The organism is Thermus sp. FJN-A (assembly GCF_054655095.1).
The window spans coordinates 1-14,267 of the sequence record NZ_BAAHSC010000174.1 but is presented as its reverse complement, the minus strand read 5'-3'; the positions used below and the strand labels follow the sequence as shown (position 1 = coordinate 14,267).

13 protein-coding genes and 1 pseudogene are annotated in these 14,267 nt (G+C 63.1%); 11 read left to right on the top strand and 3 right to left on the bottom strand.

Annotated elements, in window-relative coordinates; all coding sequences use genetic code 11:
• The first annotated feature begins 17 nt into the window (after positions 1–17).
• Entirely contained in the window at positions 18–1,454 is a 1,437-nt protein-coding gene (locus ACYQ0J_RS05635; protein ID WP_460171201.1) for an O-antigen ligase family protein, read from the top strand.
• Positions 1,451–1,855 carry a hypothetical protein gene (locus tag ACYQ0J_RS05630; protein WP_460171200.1) on the top strand — a complete coding sequence of 135 codons (405 nt, stop codon included), beginning with the start codon at positions 1,451–1,453 and terminating at the stop codon, positions 1,853–1,855. Before ACYQ0J_RS05635 ends, ACYQ0J_RS05630 begins: the two co-directional genes overlap by 4 nt.
• Before the next feature lie 6 nt (positions 1,856–1,861).
• Here ACYQ0J_RS05630 and ACYQ0J_RS05625 read toward each other — a convergent pair whose 3' ends face one another.
• Genes ACYQ0J_RS05625 through ACYQ0J_RS05615 form a run of 3 tightly spaced genes read right to left on the bottom strand, consistent with a single transcriptional unit; the run spans position 1,862 to position 4,644 of the window.
• Positions 1,862–3,481, bottom strand: coding sequence for a hypothetical protein (locus ACYQ0J_RS05625; protein ID WP_460171199.1), 1,620 nt, complete (start codon positions 3,479–3,481; stop codon positions 1,862–1,864).
• A 24-nt stretch (positions 3,482–3,505) separates the two neighbouring features.
• Positions 3,506–3,997, bottom strand: a complete 492-nt coding sequence (locus tag ACYQ0J_RS05620; RefSeq protein ID WP_460171493.1) for a hypothetical protein — start codon at positions 3,995–3,997, stop codon at positions 3,506–3,508.
• Between the two features lie 14 nt (positions 3,998–4,011).
• Complete coding sequence (locus ACYQ0J_RS05615) at positions 4,012–4,644, bottom strand: hypothetical protein (protein WP_460171198.1); 633 nt, start codon at positions 4,642–4,644, stop codon at positions 4,012–4,014.
• Between the two features lie 60 nt (positions 4,645–4,704).
• Between ACYQ0J_RS05615 and ACYQ0J_RS05610 the strand changes: the two genes are divergently transcribed.
• The 9 genes and pseudogenes from ACYQ0J_RS05610 to ACYQ0J_RS05570 form a co-directional block, all read left to right on the top strand.
• The gene (locus ACYQ0J_RS05610; protein ID WP_460171197.1) at positions 4,705–6,078 is read left to right on the top strand and encodes a phosphohexomutase domain-containing protein; all 1,374 of its coding nucleotides are present in this window, start codon (positions 4,705–4,707) and stop codon (positions 6,076–6,078) included.
• Between the two features lie 5 nt (positions 6,079–6,083).
• Positions 6,084–7,373: a flippase gene (locus tag ACYQ0J_RS05605; RefSeq protein ID WP_460171196.1), complete on the top strand. Its 1,290-nt coding sequence runs from the start codon at positions 6,084–6,086 to the stop codon at positions 7,371–7,373.
• A complete protein-coding gene (gene glf, locus ACYQ0J_RS05600; RefSeq protein WP_460171195.1) occupies positions 7,363–8,481 on the top strand; it encodes a UDP-galactopyranose mutase in 1,119 nt (372 codons plus the stop codon). Before ACYQ0J_RS05605 ends, glf begins: the two co-directional genes overlap by 11 nt.
• The gene (locus tag ACYQ0J_RS05595; RefSeq protein WP_460171194.1) at positions 8,474–9,385 is read left to right on the top strand and encodes a glycosyltransferase family 2 protein; all 912 of its coding nucleotides are present in this window, start codon (positions 8,474–8,476) and stop codon (positions 9,383–9,385) included. The genes glf and ACYQ0J_RS05595 overlap by 8 nt, the downstream gene beginning before the upstream one ends.
• 7 nt (positions 9,386–9,392) lie before the next feature.
• Positions 9,393–10,616, top strand: coding sequence for a glycosyltransferase family 4 protein (locus ACYQ0J_RS05590; RefSeq protein ID WP_460171193.1), 1,224 nt, complete (start codon positions 9,393–9,395; stop codon positions 10,614–10,616).
• Positions 10,613–11,872 (top strand): hypothetical protein, encoded by a 1,260-nt coding sequence (locus ACYQ0J_RS05585; RefSeq protein ID WP_460171192.1) that lies wholly within the window; start codon positions 10,613–10,615, stop codon positions 11,870–11,872. The genes ACYQ0J_RS05590 and ACYQ0J_RS05585 overlap by 4 nt, the downstream gene beginning before the upstream one ends.
• Entirely contained in the window at positions 11,860–12,894 is a 1,035-nt protein-coding gene (locus ACYQ0J_RS05580) for a glycosyltransferase family 4 protein (RefSeq protein WP_460171191.1), read from the top strand. Before ACYQ0J_RS05585 ends, ACYQ0J_RS05580 begins: the two co-directional genes overlap by 13 nt.
• Positions 12,895–12,903: 9 nt before the next feature.
• The gene (locus tag ACYQ0J_RS05575) at positions 12,904–14,028 is read left to right on the top strand and encodes a glycosyltransferase family 4 protein (RefSeq protein ID WP_460171190.1); all 1,125 of its coding nucleotides are present in this window, start codon (positions 12,904–12,906) and stop codon (positions 14,026–14,028) included.
• Between the two features lie 54 nt (positions 14,029–14,082).
• A pseudogene (locus ACYQ0J_RS05570) lies at positions 14,083–14,267 on the top strand (IS982 family transposase); the annotation flags it as partial.

Genomic DNA, 14,267 nt, shown 5'->3' with positions numbered 1-14,267 from the left:
CGCGTATAGTAGGGGCCGTGCGCTTCCTGGCACCGGCCCTGGCCCTCGCCCCCCTCTTCCCCCCTTTGGCCCTCCTGGCCCCCCTCTTCCTCCCCTGGCTCGGGCGGCTTCCCCCCGGGACCCAGGCCCTCTTGGGGCTCTTTGCCCTCCTCCTGCTGGGGCCCGCCCTCTTCGCCCCGGAGCCCTGGGCCTTCCCCCTGGCCCTGGGGCGGGCCCTCTACGTCCTCGGCCTGGTGGGAGCGGGGGTGGCCCTGGCGCAGAGGCCCCCCCGGGAGGCCCTCGCCCCCCTGGGGTTTGGGCTTTTCCTCCTCTACCTTTCCGCCTTGGCGGCCACCTTGTGGGCCTTCGGGGACCAGGCGGCGAAGGTGCGCCTCATGCACCCTTTCCATAGCCCCGTGGGCTTGGGGTTCATGGGGGCCTTGGGGGTCCTCCTGGTTCTCTACGTGCGCTACCCCTGGCCTTTCCGCCTCCTCTTGGGCCTTCTCGGCGGGGTGGTCCTCCTCCTCTCGGGGAGCCGGGGGGGGATGCTGGCCCTCCTCCTGGGGGGGGCCGGGGGGCTCCTCTTTAGGGGGCGGGGGCTTTGGGCCTTGGGGCTTGCCGGGCTTCTCCTCTTCCTGGCGGCGAACCTGGACACCCCGGTCTCCGAGCGCTTTTTCCAGATGCACCTCTCGGGCCGGGAGGGGCTTTGGCTCAGGGCCTACGAGGCCTTCCAGGCCCACCCGTGGACGGGGGTGGGGCCTTACCTCTTGGGGGACCACCTGAAGGGGGTCCTCCTGGGGGATTGCTTCCTGTTTCCCCTCTTGGAGGCCAAGGGCCTTACCTGCCCCGAAGGGCTCCGCCCCCTTGGGGGGCTTTGGACCTTCGCCCACAACCACCTCCTCCAGGCCCTGGGGGAAAGCGGGGTCCTCGGGGCCCTTGGGCTCCTCCTCCTGGTGGGGGGGTTTTTGGCGGCGGCCTGGGGGGAGGGCCTCCTCTTCTCCCTCCTCCTGGCCTACGCCGCCATGGGCGTGGTGGATAACCCCTTCAGCGTCCCGAGCCCCTTCCGGGGGGAGGTCTTTTTCCTGGCGGGCGGGCTCGCCTTGGCCCGCAAGAACCCCTTTCCCCAGGCCCTGGGGTGGGCGGGGGCCGTGGCCTTGCTCTGGGCCCTCCCCTTTCTCTACCTGGCGAGCCGCCCCGAGGCTTCGCCGCCCCGCCTGGCCTACGCCGCCCTGCCCCGGGAGGGGGTGGGGGAGGTGCGCCTTCTGGAGGGAGAGGGGTACCGGGTCCAGGTCTGGCTTTGCCGGGAGAAGGGCTGCCAGAGGGTGGGGTGGGAGTGGGCGGGGGATGGGCCCATCCGCTTCTCCCTGCCCGAGGGGCTTCCCCCGGGGCGCTACCGCCTTCGCCTGGTCCTCTTCAGTGGGCACCGCCTGGCCCTGAAGCCCCGGTACGTCTGGGAATGGGAGGTGGCGCGGTGAAGATCCTGGGCCACGGGGTTTTCCTCCTCCTTGCCCTCCTCGCCTCCCTCCTCGCCCTCTCCCGGGCCCTCACCTTGAGGCCCCTGCGGGAGGAGGCCTGCGTTCCCGGCTCCTTGCCCGCCCGCGCGGAGCTTTGGACGAACGGGGCCATCCCCATCCCCCTCTGCCGGGCGGCCACCCTGGTCCTGGAGCTGGAGGGCACCCCCGCCCAAGGGAAGGGTCCCCACGCCCTGGTGGTGGAGGGAAGCCGGGTGCTCTGGGAGGGGGAGGTCTTGGGCAAGGTGGTGCTTCGGGTGCGCGCCACGGGGCGGGGGACGGTGGCCCTCGCCTTCACCAACGACCTCTACAAGCCCCCGGAGGACCGGAACCTCTTCCTCAGGGGGCTTCGCGTGGAGCCTTAGCCGCCCTTACCTAAGGCTCAGGCCGAAGCCGAGGCTTAGCCCCACCGCCTCGCCGTACTGGCCCCGGAGGACGTTTTGCGCCCTGAGTTCGTAGGCGAAGCAGCCGTCGTAGTAGCGGAGGGTGGCCCCGTAGCGGCTCAGGCCCTCCCGGGTGAGCCCCACCTCGGGGGAGAGCCAGAGGGCCTGGCAGCAGGTCCGGTCGGGGAGGGGCATGGCGTAGGCCAGGCGCACCTCCTCCAGGCTTCCCCGCAGGTAGCCCAGGCGGAAGACCCCCAGGGCCCCGTCCCTGTACTCCCCCTCCAGGCGGTCCAGCCGGTTGCCCAAAGGGTTTTCCAGGGCGTAGCGGAGGGCGAAGGGGCCGTATTGGGCCTCGGCGGAAAGCCTTTGGAACTCGTCCCGGTTCTCGTAGGCGAAGGGGGGCGTGGGGGTGAGGGGCTCCAGACGCCCGGCGTAGGCCAGCCGCAGGGCCAGGTCCCCCTCCCGGAAGGCCCCCTCCACGCTCCCCCCCAGGGCCAGGTAGGGGGCGTAGGGGGTGCCGGGGTAGAGGCTGGCCAGGAAGGCGGGGCTTAAGGTGAGGCTGAAGGGCCCTTCCCGGAGGGTGTGGCGGTAGCTCCCCTCCACCCCCAGGGTCCAGCCCCGGCTTCGGCCCGTCTCCGCGTAGCGCAGAAAGGGGCTTAGGCTGAGGCCCTCCAGGAGGAAGCTGGGGCGGTAGCGGGCCTCGAGCCGGGGGGTGTCCGCGTCGGGGGGGGACGGGGTGGCGGCGAAGTAGAGGTCGCCCCAGAAGGCCCGCACCCCGGCGGCGTGGCCGAGCTGGACCTCGGCCCCCAGGTCGCCTTGCCGCAGGCCGAACCTCAGGGCTTCCTCGGGGGTGTTGAGCCCCGTGGCCAGGAGGGTAAAGCGCCTTTCCCAGCGCCCGATCTCCTCCCCGGGCTGCGGCAGGGGGAAGTCCTGGAGGCCCAGGGTGAGGCCCCCCGCATCGCTGGCCGAGAGGACCAGGGGGCTCCTCAGGTCTGGCCTCCGGTTCACGTTGGCCCTGGCCTCCCCCAGGGGGAGCTCGAGGCCCCAGACCCCCAAGGTGGCCTCGCCCAAGAGCTCCCCCGTGGCCACGGCGAACCGGGCCTCCGCCATGGCCAGGCGCACGTCCTCCCCGCAGGGGCAGGGGGTGGCGAGGAACCCCTTGAGCCGGGCCTCTTCCCCGGTGAAGCGGGCCTCCTCCGCCCGCACCCGGTAGGCGGGGCTTTCCAGCCGGACCCCCTGGCCCAAGGGGGGGCGTTCCAGGAGGACGCGCTCCGCCCAGGCCTTAAGCCTTCCCTTTTCCAGGCGCACTCCCCGGAGAGCCTTCCCCGAGAGCCCCTCCGCCTGGAGCCGCCAGCCCTCCACCTCTCCCCGCAGGCCCTCCCCCTGGAGTTCCCCTTCCTCCTCCCGGTAGCGGAGGGTGGGGGCCTCCAGGTAAAGCCCCTCCCGCTCCAGGCAGGCCCGTCCCTCAAACACCAGGACCTCCCCGTCGTAGGTGAGGTTCTCCCCGCCCAGGAGGCCCTCCTCCGTCTCCAGGGTGTAGGGCCTCTCCCCGCAGGGGCCCGCCAGGGCGGCGCCCCAAAGGAACACCAAGGCCAGCGCCCGCTTCACGGGGCCAAGGATACCGGAAGATCCTTAGGGCTTCCAGCCCGAGGGGCTTGCGGGGTAGGGGGGAGACTGGCCCCGCCTGAGCTCCACCCGGAAGAGCCGGCTTAGGGTGAGGTTTCCCCCCGTGCTCCCCGCCTCCTTCAGGGCCTGGTCCAGGAGGGCGGAGAGCTCCAGCAGGAACCGGTCCTGCCGGGCCTTCTCCACGGGCAGGGCCCCGAAGGTGAAGCAGGCGGCGTTGGGGCTTGGGCAGTGGGGCTCCAGGCGAAGCCTCCCCCCCAGGAAGTAGACCCGCCAGGCCCCCAGGTCCACCCGGTAGCCCGCCCGGAGGTGGTCCCGGTACTGCTCGGAAAGCCTTTGCCAAAGCTCCCGGGCCTCCCCCGTCCTCGGGCTTAGGGTGTAGCGCCAGGCCTTGGCCCCCTGGGCGGTGAGGGTCTGGCTGCGGGTGAGGGCCCAGTCCTGGGCCAGGGCCAGACCCATGAGGGCTAGGGCGAAGACGAACCAGCGGGTCATCGCCCCGATTTTACCGGGCCTGGTCAGCGGAAGAGGGAGAGCAAGGCCAGCACTATCCCAATGGCCGTGAAGAGGACCATGGCCTTGTTGAAGGCGGTGTTGATCTCGGCCTTCACCTCCTGGCGCAGGTTTTCAATGCGTTCCTCCAGCTTGGTCTCCACCCCCTGGATCCGGGCCTCCAGTTTGGTCTCCACCTGCTGGATGCGTTCCTCCAGCCTGGTTTCCACCCCCTGGATCCGGGCTTCCAGTTTGGTTTCCACCTGCTGGATGCGCCCTTCTAGCTCGGCCCGGACCTGCTGGATCTGCTCGCCAAGCCTGGTTTCCACCTGCTGGATGCGTTCCTCCAGCTCGGAGCGAACGTGCTGGATCTGCCCGCCGAGCTTGGTCTCCACCTGCTGGATGCGTTCCTCCAGCTTGGTTTCCACCCCCTGAATCCGGGCTTCCAGCTTGGCCTCCACCTGCTGGATCTGCCCCTCCAGCTTGGTTTCCACCCCCTGAATCCGGGCCTCCAGCCGGGCCGTCATGCCCTGCATCTCTTCCCGCAGCCCGTCAATGCGCCGGGAGAGGTCCTGGACCAGGGGGGGTAAGACCTGCACCGTGGTCTCCACGATCCCTTCCAGCTTCTCCAGGCGCTCCAGCAGGCGGTCCTCGGGCATGCTTCCATGCTACCCCAACCTGGCCGTGGGCGGGAGAGGGTGTGCTATGCTTCTTAGGCGATGAAGGGGCCTATCCGCTTCGGCACGGAAGGCGTTCGCGGGGTCATCGCCCGGGAGTTCACGTTTGCCACGCTAAGCCGCCTGGCCGAGGCCTACGGCCGCTACCTGCTGGACCGGGGCGGGGGCCTGGTGGTGGTGGGGCACGACACCCGCTTCCTGGCGGGGGAGTTTGCCCGGGCGCTTGCCGCCCACCTCTCGGGCATGGGTTTGCCGGTGGTCCTCCTGCAGGGCCCCGTTCCCACACCCCTCCTCTCCTTCGCCGTGCGCCACCTCAAGGCGGCGGGCGGGGCCATGCTCACCGCAAGCCACAACCCGCCCCAGTACCTGGGGGTGAAGTTCAAGGATGCCACCGGGGGCCCCATCGCCCAGGAGGAGGCCAAGGCCATGGAGGCCCTGGTGCCGGAGGAGGCGGAGGCCAGGGAGGGGGCCTATGAGGTCCTGGACCTAAAGGAGGCCTACTTTGAGGCCCTGAAGGCCCGCGTGGACCTGAAGGCCCTCTCCGCCTTCCCCGGCACCCTCTACCACGACAGCATGGGCGGGGCGGGGGCGGGCCTCCTCAGGGGCTTTTTCCGCCACGTGGGGCTGGAGATTCCCCTAAGGCCCATCCGGGAGGAGCCCCACCCCCTCTTCCACGGGGTGAACCCCGAGCCCATCCCCAAGAACCTGGGGGTGACCCTGGCGGTGCTGGGCCCCGAGACCCCGCCCACCTTTGCGGTGGCCACGGACGGGGACGCGGACCGGGTGGGGGTGGTCCTCCCCGGCGGGGTCTTCTTCAACCCCCACCAGGTCCTCACCACCCTGGCCCTCTACCGCTTCCGGAAGGGCCAAAGGGGCCGGGCGGTGAAGAACTTCGCCGTGACCTGGCTTTTGGACCGCCTGGGGGAACGGCTCGGCTTCGGGGTCACCACCACCCCGGTGGGCTTCAAGTGGATCAAGGAGGAGTTCCTCAAAGGGGACTGCTTCATCGGCGGGGAAGAGTCCGGGGGCGTGGGGTACCCCGAACACCTCCCCGAGCGGGACGGGATCCTCACAAGCCTCCTTCTCCTGGAGAGCGTGGCCGCCACGGGGAAGGACCTGGCCGCGCAGTTCAAGGAGGTGGAGGCCCTCACGGGCCTCACCCACGCCTACGACCGCCTGGACCTCCCCTTAAAGGCCCCCCTGGACCTCACCCCCTTCCGCGAACCCCGCCCCCTGGCCGGCCTCACCCCCAAGGGGGTGGACACCCTGGACGGGGTGAAGTGGCTCTATGAAGAGGCCTGGGTCCTCTTCCGGGCCTCGGGCACGGAGCCCGTGGTGCGGATCTACGTGGAGGCCCAAAGCCCCGAGCTCGTCCGGGCGCTTCTGGAGGAGGCGCGGAAGCTCGTGGAGGGCTAGCGTCCGTGGGCCTCACCCCTCGCCTCTGGGCCAAGGTGGGAAGGGCGTGGCGGAGCCCCACCCTGCGCAACCTCTTCTACCTCTACGCCGTCCAGGCGGCCAACTACCTTTTCCCTCTCGTCACGTTGCCCTACTTGGCCCGCGTCCTGGGACCCGAGGGGTTCGGCAAGCTCGCCCTGGCCCAGGCCCTCTCCCAGTACCTCTACATCGTCCTGGAGTATGGCTTCTCCCTCTCCGCTACCCGGGAGGTGGCCAAGTGGCGGGACCGGCCGGAAGCCCTCCAAAGCATCCTGGGCGGAGTCTTGGGAGCCCGCGCCCTCCTCTCCTTGCCGGCGGCGGGAACCGCCCTGCTCGCCCTTTACCTCTTTCCCCCCCTGCAAGGCGAGCTCGGCCTGATTTGGGGAGGCTTCCTTCTCGCCTTGGGAATGAGCTTGAGCCCGGTATGGTTCTTTCAAGGCATGGAACGCATGGGGGCGGTGGCCCTCATGGAGTTTTTCGTCCGCCTTCTGGCCACGCTCGGCGTCTTCTCCCTCGTGCGCTCCCCGGCGCAGGTGGCCTGGCCCCTCTACCTCCAAGCCCTCGCGTCCTTGGCGGTAGGTTTCGTGGGCCTCGCGTGGGCGGCGTCTTTGGTGGGGTTGCGCTGGCCCCGGTTCGGAGAGGCCTGGACCTGGCTCAAACGAGGCTTTGGCCTTTTTTTCTTTCGTGCGGTGGTGAGCCTGTACACCACGGCCAACGTGCTCTTGGTGGGGCTTTTCCTTCCCCCCGCCCAGGTAGCCCTTTATGCGGGGGCGGAAAAGCTCACCAAGGCCTTGATCCCCATGTGGGAACCCTTCAATCGGCTCTTTCTTCCCCGCTTCTCCCACCTTCTGGAGAAGAGCCCGAGAGAAGCCACCTGGCTCGCTCAACGGGTGGGCGGCATGATGCTCCTGCTGGGCCTCGCCGCGGCAGGGGTTCTGACTTACGCTTCCCCCCTCCTGGTACGACTGCTTTTGGGACCCGGATATGAAGGGGCAGCGCCCTTGATGCGGATCCTGGCCTGGCTGCTTCCCTTGATCGCCCTCTCCAGCTTCCTGGGCATCCAATGGATGCTGGCCCAGAAGATGGACCGCCCCTTCAACGCCATCATCTTCGCCGCCGGGCTCCTAAACGTCGCCCTGGCCCTTCTCGTGGTGCCCCGCCACGGGACCCTAGGGATGGCCTGGGTGGTGGTCCTCTCCGAGGCCTGGGTGACCGGGGCCATGCTAACCTACCTCTGGTGGAGAGGTCGGTTACCCTGGAGGACGCATGAAGGTTGACTACCTGATCGTGGGCGCGGGCTTCACCGGGGCCACCCTGGCGGAAAGGCTCGCCGCCGCAGGCAAGCGGGTTCTGGTGGTGGACAGGAGGAACCACATCGGGGGCAACGCCTACGACGAAATGGACCCCCACGGGGTCCTCGTCCACCGCTACGGACCCCACATCTTCCACACCAACAGCAAAAAGGTCTTTGACTACCTCTCCCGCTTCACCGAGTGGCGCCCCTACTACCACCGCGTCCGCGCCGTGGTGGAGGGCAAGGAGGTCCCCCTCCCCTTCAGCCTCGCCACCCTCCGCGCCCTCTTCTCCCCAAGGCTCGCCGACCGCCTGGAGGAGAAGCTCGTCTCCCGCTTCGGCTACGGGGCCCGGGTGCCCATCCTCCGCCTTCGGGAGGAGGAGGACCCCGATCTCAAGTTCCTCGCGGACTACGTCTACCGCAACGTCTTTGAGGGGTACACCCTGAAGCAGTGGGGCCTGCGCCCCGAGGAGCTCTCCCCTTCGGTCACCGCCCGGGTCCCCGTCCTCATAAGCCACGACACCCGCTACTTCCAGGACACCTACCAGGCCATGCCCAAAGAGGGATACACCGCCCTCTTTCGCCGGATGCTCGCCCACCCCAACATCAAGCTCCTCCTCCAAACCGACTGGAAGGAGGTGGAAGGGGAGGTCAAGTTTGCGCGCCTCATCTTCACCGGGCCCATAGACGAGTTCTTCGGCTACCTCCACGGGCCCCTCCCCTACCGCTCCCTCCGCTTCCGGATGGAACTCCACCCCGGTCCCTGGGCCCAGGAGGTGGGTACGGTGAACTACCCCAACGAGCACCCCTACACCCGGGTCACGGAGTTCAAGCACCTCACGGGGCAGGACTACCTCCCCCACTCCACCCTCTGCTACGAGTACCCCGAGGCCTACACCCCGGGCAAAAACGAGCCCTACTACCCCGTCCCCAGGGAGGAGAACGAGGAACGCTACCGGCTCTACCTGGAGGAGGCCAAGAAGCTTAAGGGCGTTTACTTCGCGGGAAGGCTCGGCGACTACCGCTACTACAACATGGACCAGGCGGTGGCCCGGGCCCTGAAGCTCTTTGAGGAGATCGTCCATGAGTGAACGCATCTGCGCCGTGATCGTCACCTACAACCGGAAGGCGCTCCTACGCGAGTGCCTCAAGGCCGTCCTCTCCCAGACCCGCCCCCCGGACCACGTCCTGGTGGTGGACAACGCCTCCACCGACGGCACCCCCGAGATGCTCCAAGAAGCGTTCCCCCAGGTGGAGGTCCTCCGCCTCCCCGAAAACCAGGGCGGGGCCGGGGGGTTCCACGAGGGGATGAAGCGGGCCTACGAGCAGGGCTTTGACTGGCTGTGGCTCATGGACGACGATGGCCTGCCTGTTCCGAGTACTCTAGAAGAGCTTTTAAGTGAGAGAGAACTGGAGTTTAAGGGCTGTCTTGTTTTGGCGAAGGAGGACCTAGGGTCTACTGCTTTCTATTACCCCCTTCCCACAGAGGGGCATACTAAAGACGTATCTGCGATAGAGGCGGCTTATCCCCAGGGGGCGATTCGGGGGTTTTTAAACCCATACAATGGGTGTTTGGTTCATCGCTCCGTTGTGTCAAGGATCGGGTTACCGCTTAAGAAGTTGTTCATCTGGGGTGACGAGACAGAGTATTTCTTGCGTGCGCGCTGCGCGGATGTCAAGATGGGCACTCTTTTGGGTGCTAGGTTTTGGCATCCGAAGGATAGGCAGAAAAATCGCAAACTGGTTTTGTTTGGCAGGGCAGTTTTCTTGCCCTTTTCGGATGACCCGAAGCGTTTCTTTTTGATCGTACGTAATCAGACGTATATATACTGGAACTACATATCCCGCTTTAAGCTATTTGTCAGGCTAATTTTATACGTGCTTGCCTTCCCCCAGAGTGCTCCGATGGTGTTAAGGGCTTCATGGGCCGGAATCCGCATGGCCTGGTTCCATCGGGCGCTATGCACCGAAGAGAATACGGACGTTGTGAGGTGAGGCCGAGATGCGGTTATTATTGGTCAACTCTTTTTATTCGCCGAACGTGATAGGGGGTGCAGAGCGCGTTGTTGAACTCCTAGCTCAGTTGCTGGTTAGGAAAGGGCATGAAGTTGCCGTCGCTTCTTTGAACCTGCATTCCCCTCGAGCGTGGTCAGAAACGGTTCGGGGGGTGAAGGTTTATTATTTGCCCTTGAAAAACCTTTATGTGCCTTTTAAAACGGCGCGGCCCAACGTTTTCCGCAAGGCAATCTGGCACGCGGCTGACTCCTACAACGCATCCATGGCTGGTCTATTCGCGCACGTGCTGCGCCAGGAGACACCAGATTTAGTCCATACTCATAACTTGGCGGGTTTTTCAGTGGCTGTTTGGAAGGCCGTGAAACGGCATGGCCTTCCCCTAGTGCATACGTTGCATGATCACTATCTTTTGTGCCCGCGCAGCACCATGTTCAGGGGGGGAAGGAACTGTACTGACATTTGTACCGACTGCCGTCTTTACGCCTGGCCCCGGCGGAGGATGACAACATTAGTGGACGCGGTAGTAGGAGTAAGCCACTATATTCTTGACCGACACTTAGCGTATGGCTACTTCACCCGATCCAAGCGATATGTTGTCTACAATGGTTACGATGTTCCTAAAGGCGGCATGCCTCAAAGCAGGGTCGAACGATCGGACTCCGAAAGTAATACGGCGTTCCCTTTACGCTTCGGTTACCTAGGGCGCCTTCATCCCACCAAAGGCGTAGACCAACTTTTGCGTTCCTTTCTCGCGTTGCCCTCGGGCCGCGCTGAGCTTAGGATTGCAGGGAAAGGCGAGCCTGAATACGAAGCTAATCTCAAAAAGATGACGAAAGAAAGGGCGGATGTCCAGTGGCTTGGCTTCATGCCCCCCGAGGAGTTCTTTAAAGCGGTGGATGTGTTGGTAGTGCCCTCGCTGTTGCAGGATTCAGCTCCTATGGTAGTGTTGGAGGCCATGGGCAACGGGGTTCCTGTGCTTGGGGCGCGGCGAGGAGGTATACCGGAGCTTGTGGGTGAGGCGGGATGGGTTTTCGATCCTGATAAGCCAGGGGATTTGGAAGCGCACTTGCGGCGATGCCTAGGGGATCCAGCCGAGGTTAAAGTTATGAGTCAGCGAGCGCGGGAGCGGGCGAAGCTATTTTCTTCAGAAAACATGTTGTCCAGTTACTTACGCATTTACGAAAGCCTGCTGAAAGAGAGTGCCCGATGAGGCGGCTCGAGGGGGTTTTCCTCGGAATAGGGTTTGTCTTCCTACTTTCCGAAGTATTTGGGGGAATGCTTCGCTACTACCTTGCCTCATTGGGGGTGGCTCCTCTTATCTACCTCCCTAAAGCTCTGCTAGCTGTGGGTCTGGCAGGAGCGGTTCTTCTTTCGCTAGTAAACAAAAGGGTGAGTTTGTTTTTTCTCCTCGTTCTGGCCTTAGCCGTAGAGTTCTCTTTAGTGGGGTATGCCTTCGTTGGAAACTCGCTTCAAGTGACTTTTGGACTATGGGTGATTTTGCCTTTCTTTTATGGCGTACTCATCCTTCCCTCCATACTAAGAGTTTGGTCACGGCTCCGTCCCTACCTCCTCCTTTTGTGGGGTAGTGCTGTAATAGGCGTGATTATCAACGCCTTTCACGATTGGCCTTGGGTGGGGTTTGCTTACTCACTTGGAGGGGTGGAGGTTGAGGGAAGTCGTGCCTGGTTTACTGCGGGATTGGGGTTATTTAGGATACCGGGTTTTTCTCGCGCTTCCTTTGAAGCCGCCTCTCAAATTCTATTACTGGGACTTTCTCTAACCTTTCTGATGCGCATGCGGTGGCGGGTTCTTCTGTGGCTTGTCTCTGGGGTTGCTATCGTGCTCACCACTTCCAAAACCCCCCTGGGAATATGGCTTTTTTTGAGCCTTATGTTTGTCCTGGGAAGGCTTGTCCCGTTGCGTTTTTTGCGCTTACTACCGGTTTTTTTCGCTTTAGCCGGTATTGGGCTTCCGCTGAGTTCGGTATATGTGAGCTACGACCCAAAGGCGGACAGCGCTGTAGAACGTTTTCTTGTCGCCTCTTTTGCAGATCGGCTTGGATGGATGTGGCCCATGAGTTTGCAAATGGTGGTTGAACATGGAAGTTGGCTATTTGGGCGTGGGATTGGGGGCATCGGGAGCCCACAACAGTACTTTGAGCCTCTTCTGTATTCCCCCGCCGATAACCTTGCCGTGTACCTGTTTGGTCTTGGAGGGGTGGTTGGTCTTCTGCTTTTGGCGGCTTACGGTTTGATTGCGTCTTTAATTCCTCTGCGTACGCTCCAAGACCGCTTCTTCTTCCTGCTTACCTTGGCAGTATTGCTGGAAGGGTGGACGGTGAACGTTATGGAGAGCTCCTTTTTTGGGATGGCCTTTGGGCTCACGCTTCGGTACTGGTGGGAGATGTCAGAGAAGCGGGCTGTTAGCCCAAAGGAAGGCGCACGTTCAATGATATGGCAGAAATGAGCATGATGGACGTGGTAGCAAGAGCCCGTATAGTGGTGGCTGACACGCGCTGGATCGGTCTGCACGGTATAGGCCGTTTTGCTCGCGAGGTTATAGCCCGTCTTCCTCGCGTTAGTCCCCTCCCAGGTAGCTTATCGCTCCTGCATCCCTTCGAGGCGATCTGGCTAAGCACGTTGTTGCTACGCGTGCGCCCTCGCGTATACTTTAGCCCTGGGTTCAACCCCCCTCTTTGGAGTCCGGTTCCCCTCGTTTTCACGATCCACGACTTGATTCACGTGCGCTTCCCGGAGGAAACGAACCCGCGTAAGCGCGCTTATTATCACTTTGTAGTGCGGCCAGCCACTGCTAGGGCTTACCGAGTGCTGACCGTTTCAGAGTTCTCCAAGCAGGAGATTTTGGAGTGGGCTGGATTGCCTGAGGAAAAGGTGGTGGTGGTTGGCAACGGCGTGGGGCCGGAGTTTTCTCCTCAGGGAAAACGATATGAACCCGGGTATCCCTATGTGTTTTACGTAGGGAACACGAAGCCGCACAAGAACTTCAACCGCCTCCTGGAGGCCTTTGCTCGCTCGGGGCTTCTAGGGGAGGTGCGGTTGGTTTGTACGGGAACCCCGAGTGCGCGGGTGCGGGGCCTTATTCAAGAGCTTGGTCTTGAGAAACATGTCGTTTTTGCGGGGACTATTCCCGATGAATTACTCCCCGCTTATTATCGGGGGGCTTTAGCGTTGATTCTCCCGTCCCTGTATGAAGGGTTTGGTCTGCCCGCTCTAGAAGCCATGGCCTGCGGTACTCCTGTGGTCACCTCGAGCGTCACTTCGCTGCCGGAGGTGGTGGGGGATGCGGCGGTGCTGGTAGACCCTTACGACGTTGAATCGATTGCCTGGGGTGTTCGGCGAGTGGTTGAAGATAGTTCCTTGCGAAAAGAGCTTCGGCGCAAGGGGCTTAAGCGCGCCAAGCAGTTCTCCTGGGATAAGACCGCCGAGCTCACGTGGAAAGTTCTACAAGAAGCAGCTCAGGAAGGGTAGTTTTGGGTTATGCTTGTCGCTTTCGTTCACGACTGGCTTACTGCATACGCTGGTGCAGAAAAGGTTCTGGAAGCCGCTCTCGAGCTCTATCCTACTGCGCCCATTTACACGCTGGTCTACCAGCAAGAAAGCTGTAAGGGCTCGCGGATTGCGGAGCACCCTGTGCATACCTCGTTTATCGAGCGCTTGCCTAAGGGGCGGGAAAAGTACAGGGCGTACCTTCCTCTAATGCCCCTTGCGATTGAGCAGTTCGATTTGAGCGGTTACGATGTGGTGATCTCAAGTTCCCATGCGGTAGCCAAGGGTGTGCTCACCCGTGCGGATCAGCTTCACATTAGCTACGTTCACACGCCCATCCGCTACGCTTGGGACCTGCAGTTTCAATATCTCAAAGAGGCGGGCATAGAGCGCGGTTTAAAAAGTGCCATCGCTCGGGCAATCCTACACTACATTCGGCTTTGGGATGTGGCAAGTTCAAACCGAGTGGACGTGTTCGTGGCCAACTCCCACTATGTAGCTCAACGTATTTGGAAGATGTACCGACGTGAAGCACAAGTGATCTACCCACCTGTGGACGTGGATCGCTTCACGCCGAAGGGCCAAAGAGAGGACTTCTACCTCACGGTGTCACGCTTTGTGCCTTACAAAAAAATAGATCTAATCGTAGAAGCCTTCACCCGATTGGGGCTTCCGCTAGTGGTGATCGGTGACGGACCGGACTTTAACAAGGTGAAGCGTATCGCTGGTCCTAACGTTCAACTGCTCGGCTACCAGCCCGACACCGTAGTCAAGGACTATATGGAGCGCTGCAAGGCTTTTGTCTTCGCAGCGGACGAAGATTTCGGCATCACGCCGGTGGAGGCCCAAGCCGCGGGAGCTCCAGTCATCGCCTACGGCAGGGGCGGCGTGACCGAAACAGTACTCCACGGGGAAACGGGACTCTTTTTCCAAGAGCAAACCGTGGAGAGCCTGCTTGCAACCGTACGCGCGTTTGAATCGGGGGAATACCAGTTTGACCCTGAACGCCTCCGCCAAAACGCCGAACGTTTTTCAAAAAAACGCTTTCAACACGAATTCGCGGAACTGGTAGAACACGAATGGGCAAAATTCACAAGGGTTCGTGGGGTCCGGTAGTAGCATAACCCAAGTTGCTACCTATCCCCTGGATCTGAAAAAATAGTGGCCGCTATGCTTTCCCGTCTCATAGCGGCCTTTTGCATTATAGACGACGCCCTGCAAGCCATGGGCTACAAGGATGACCCCCAAGCCAAAACGCCCGCCTCCGCCATCCTCACCCTCGCCCTCCTTGCCGCCCTAGAGTTCGGCGGCAAGCACAACAAGGCCCTGGCCCTCGCCAAAGACCTCGGCCTCTT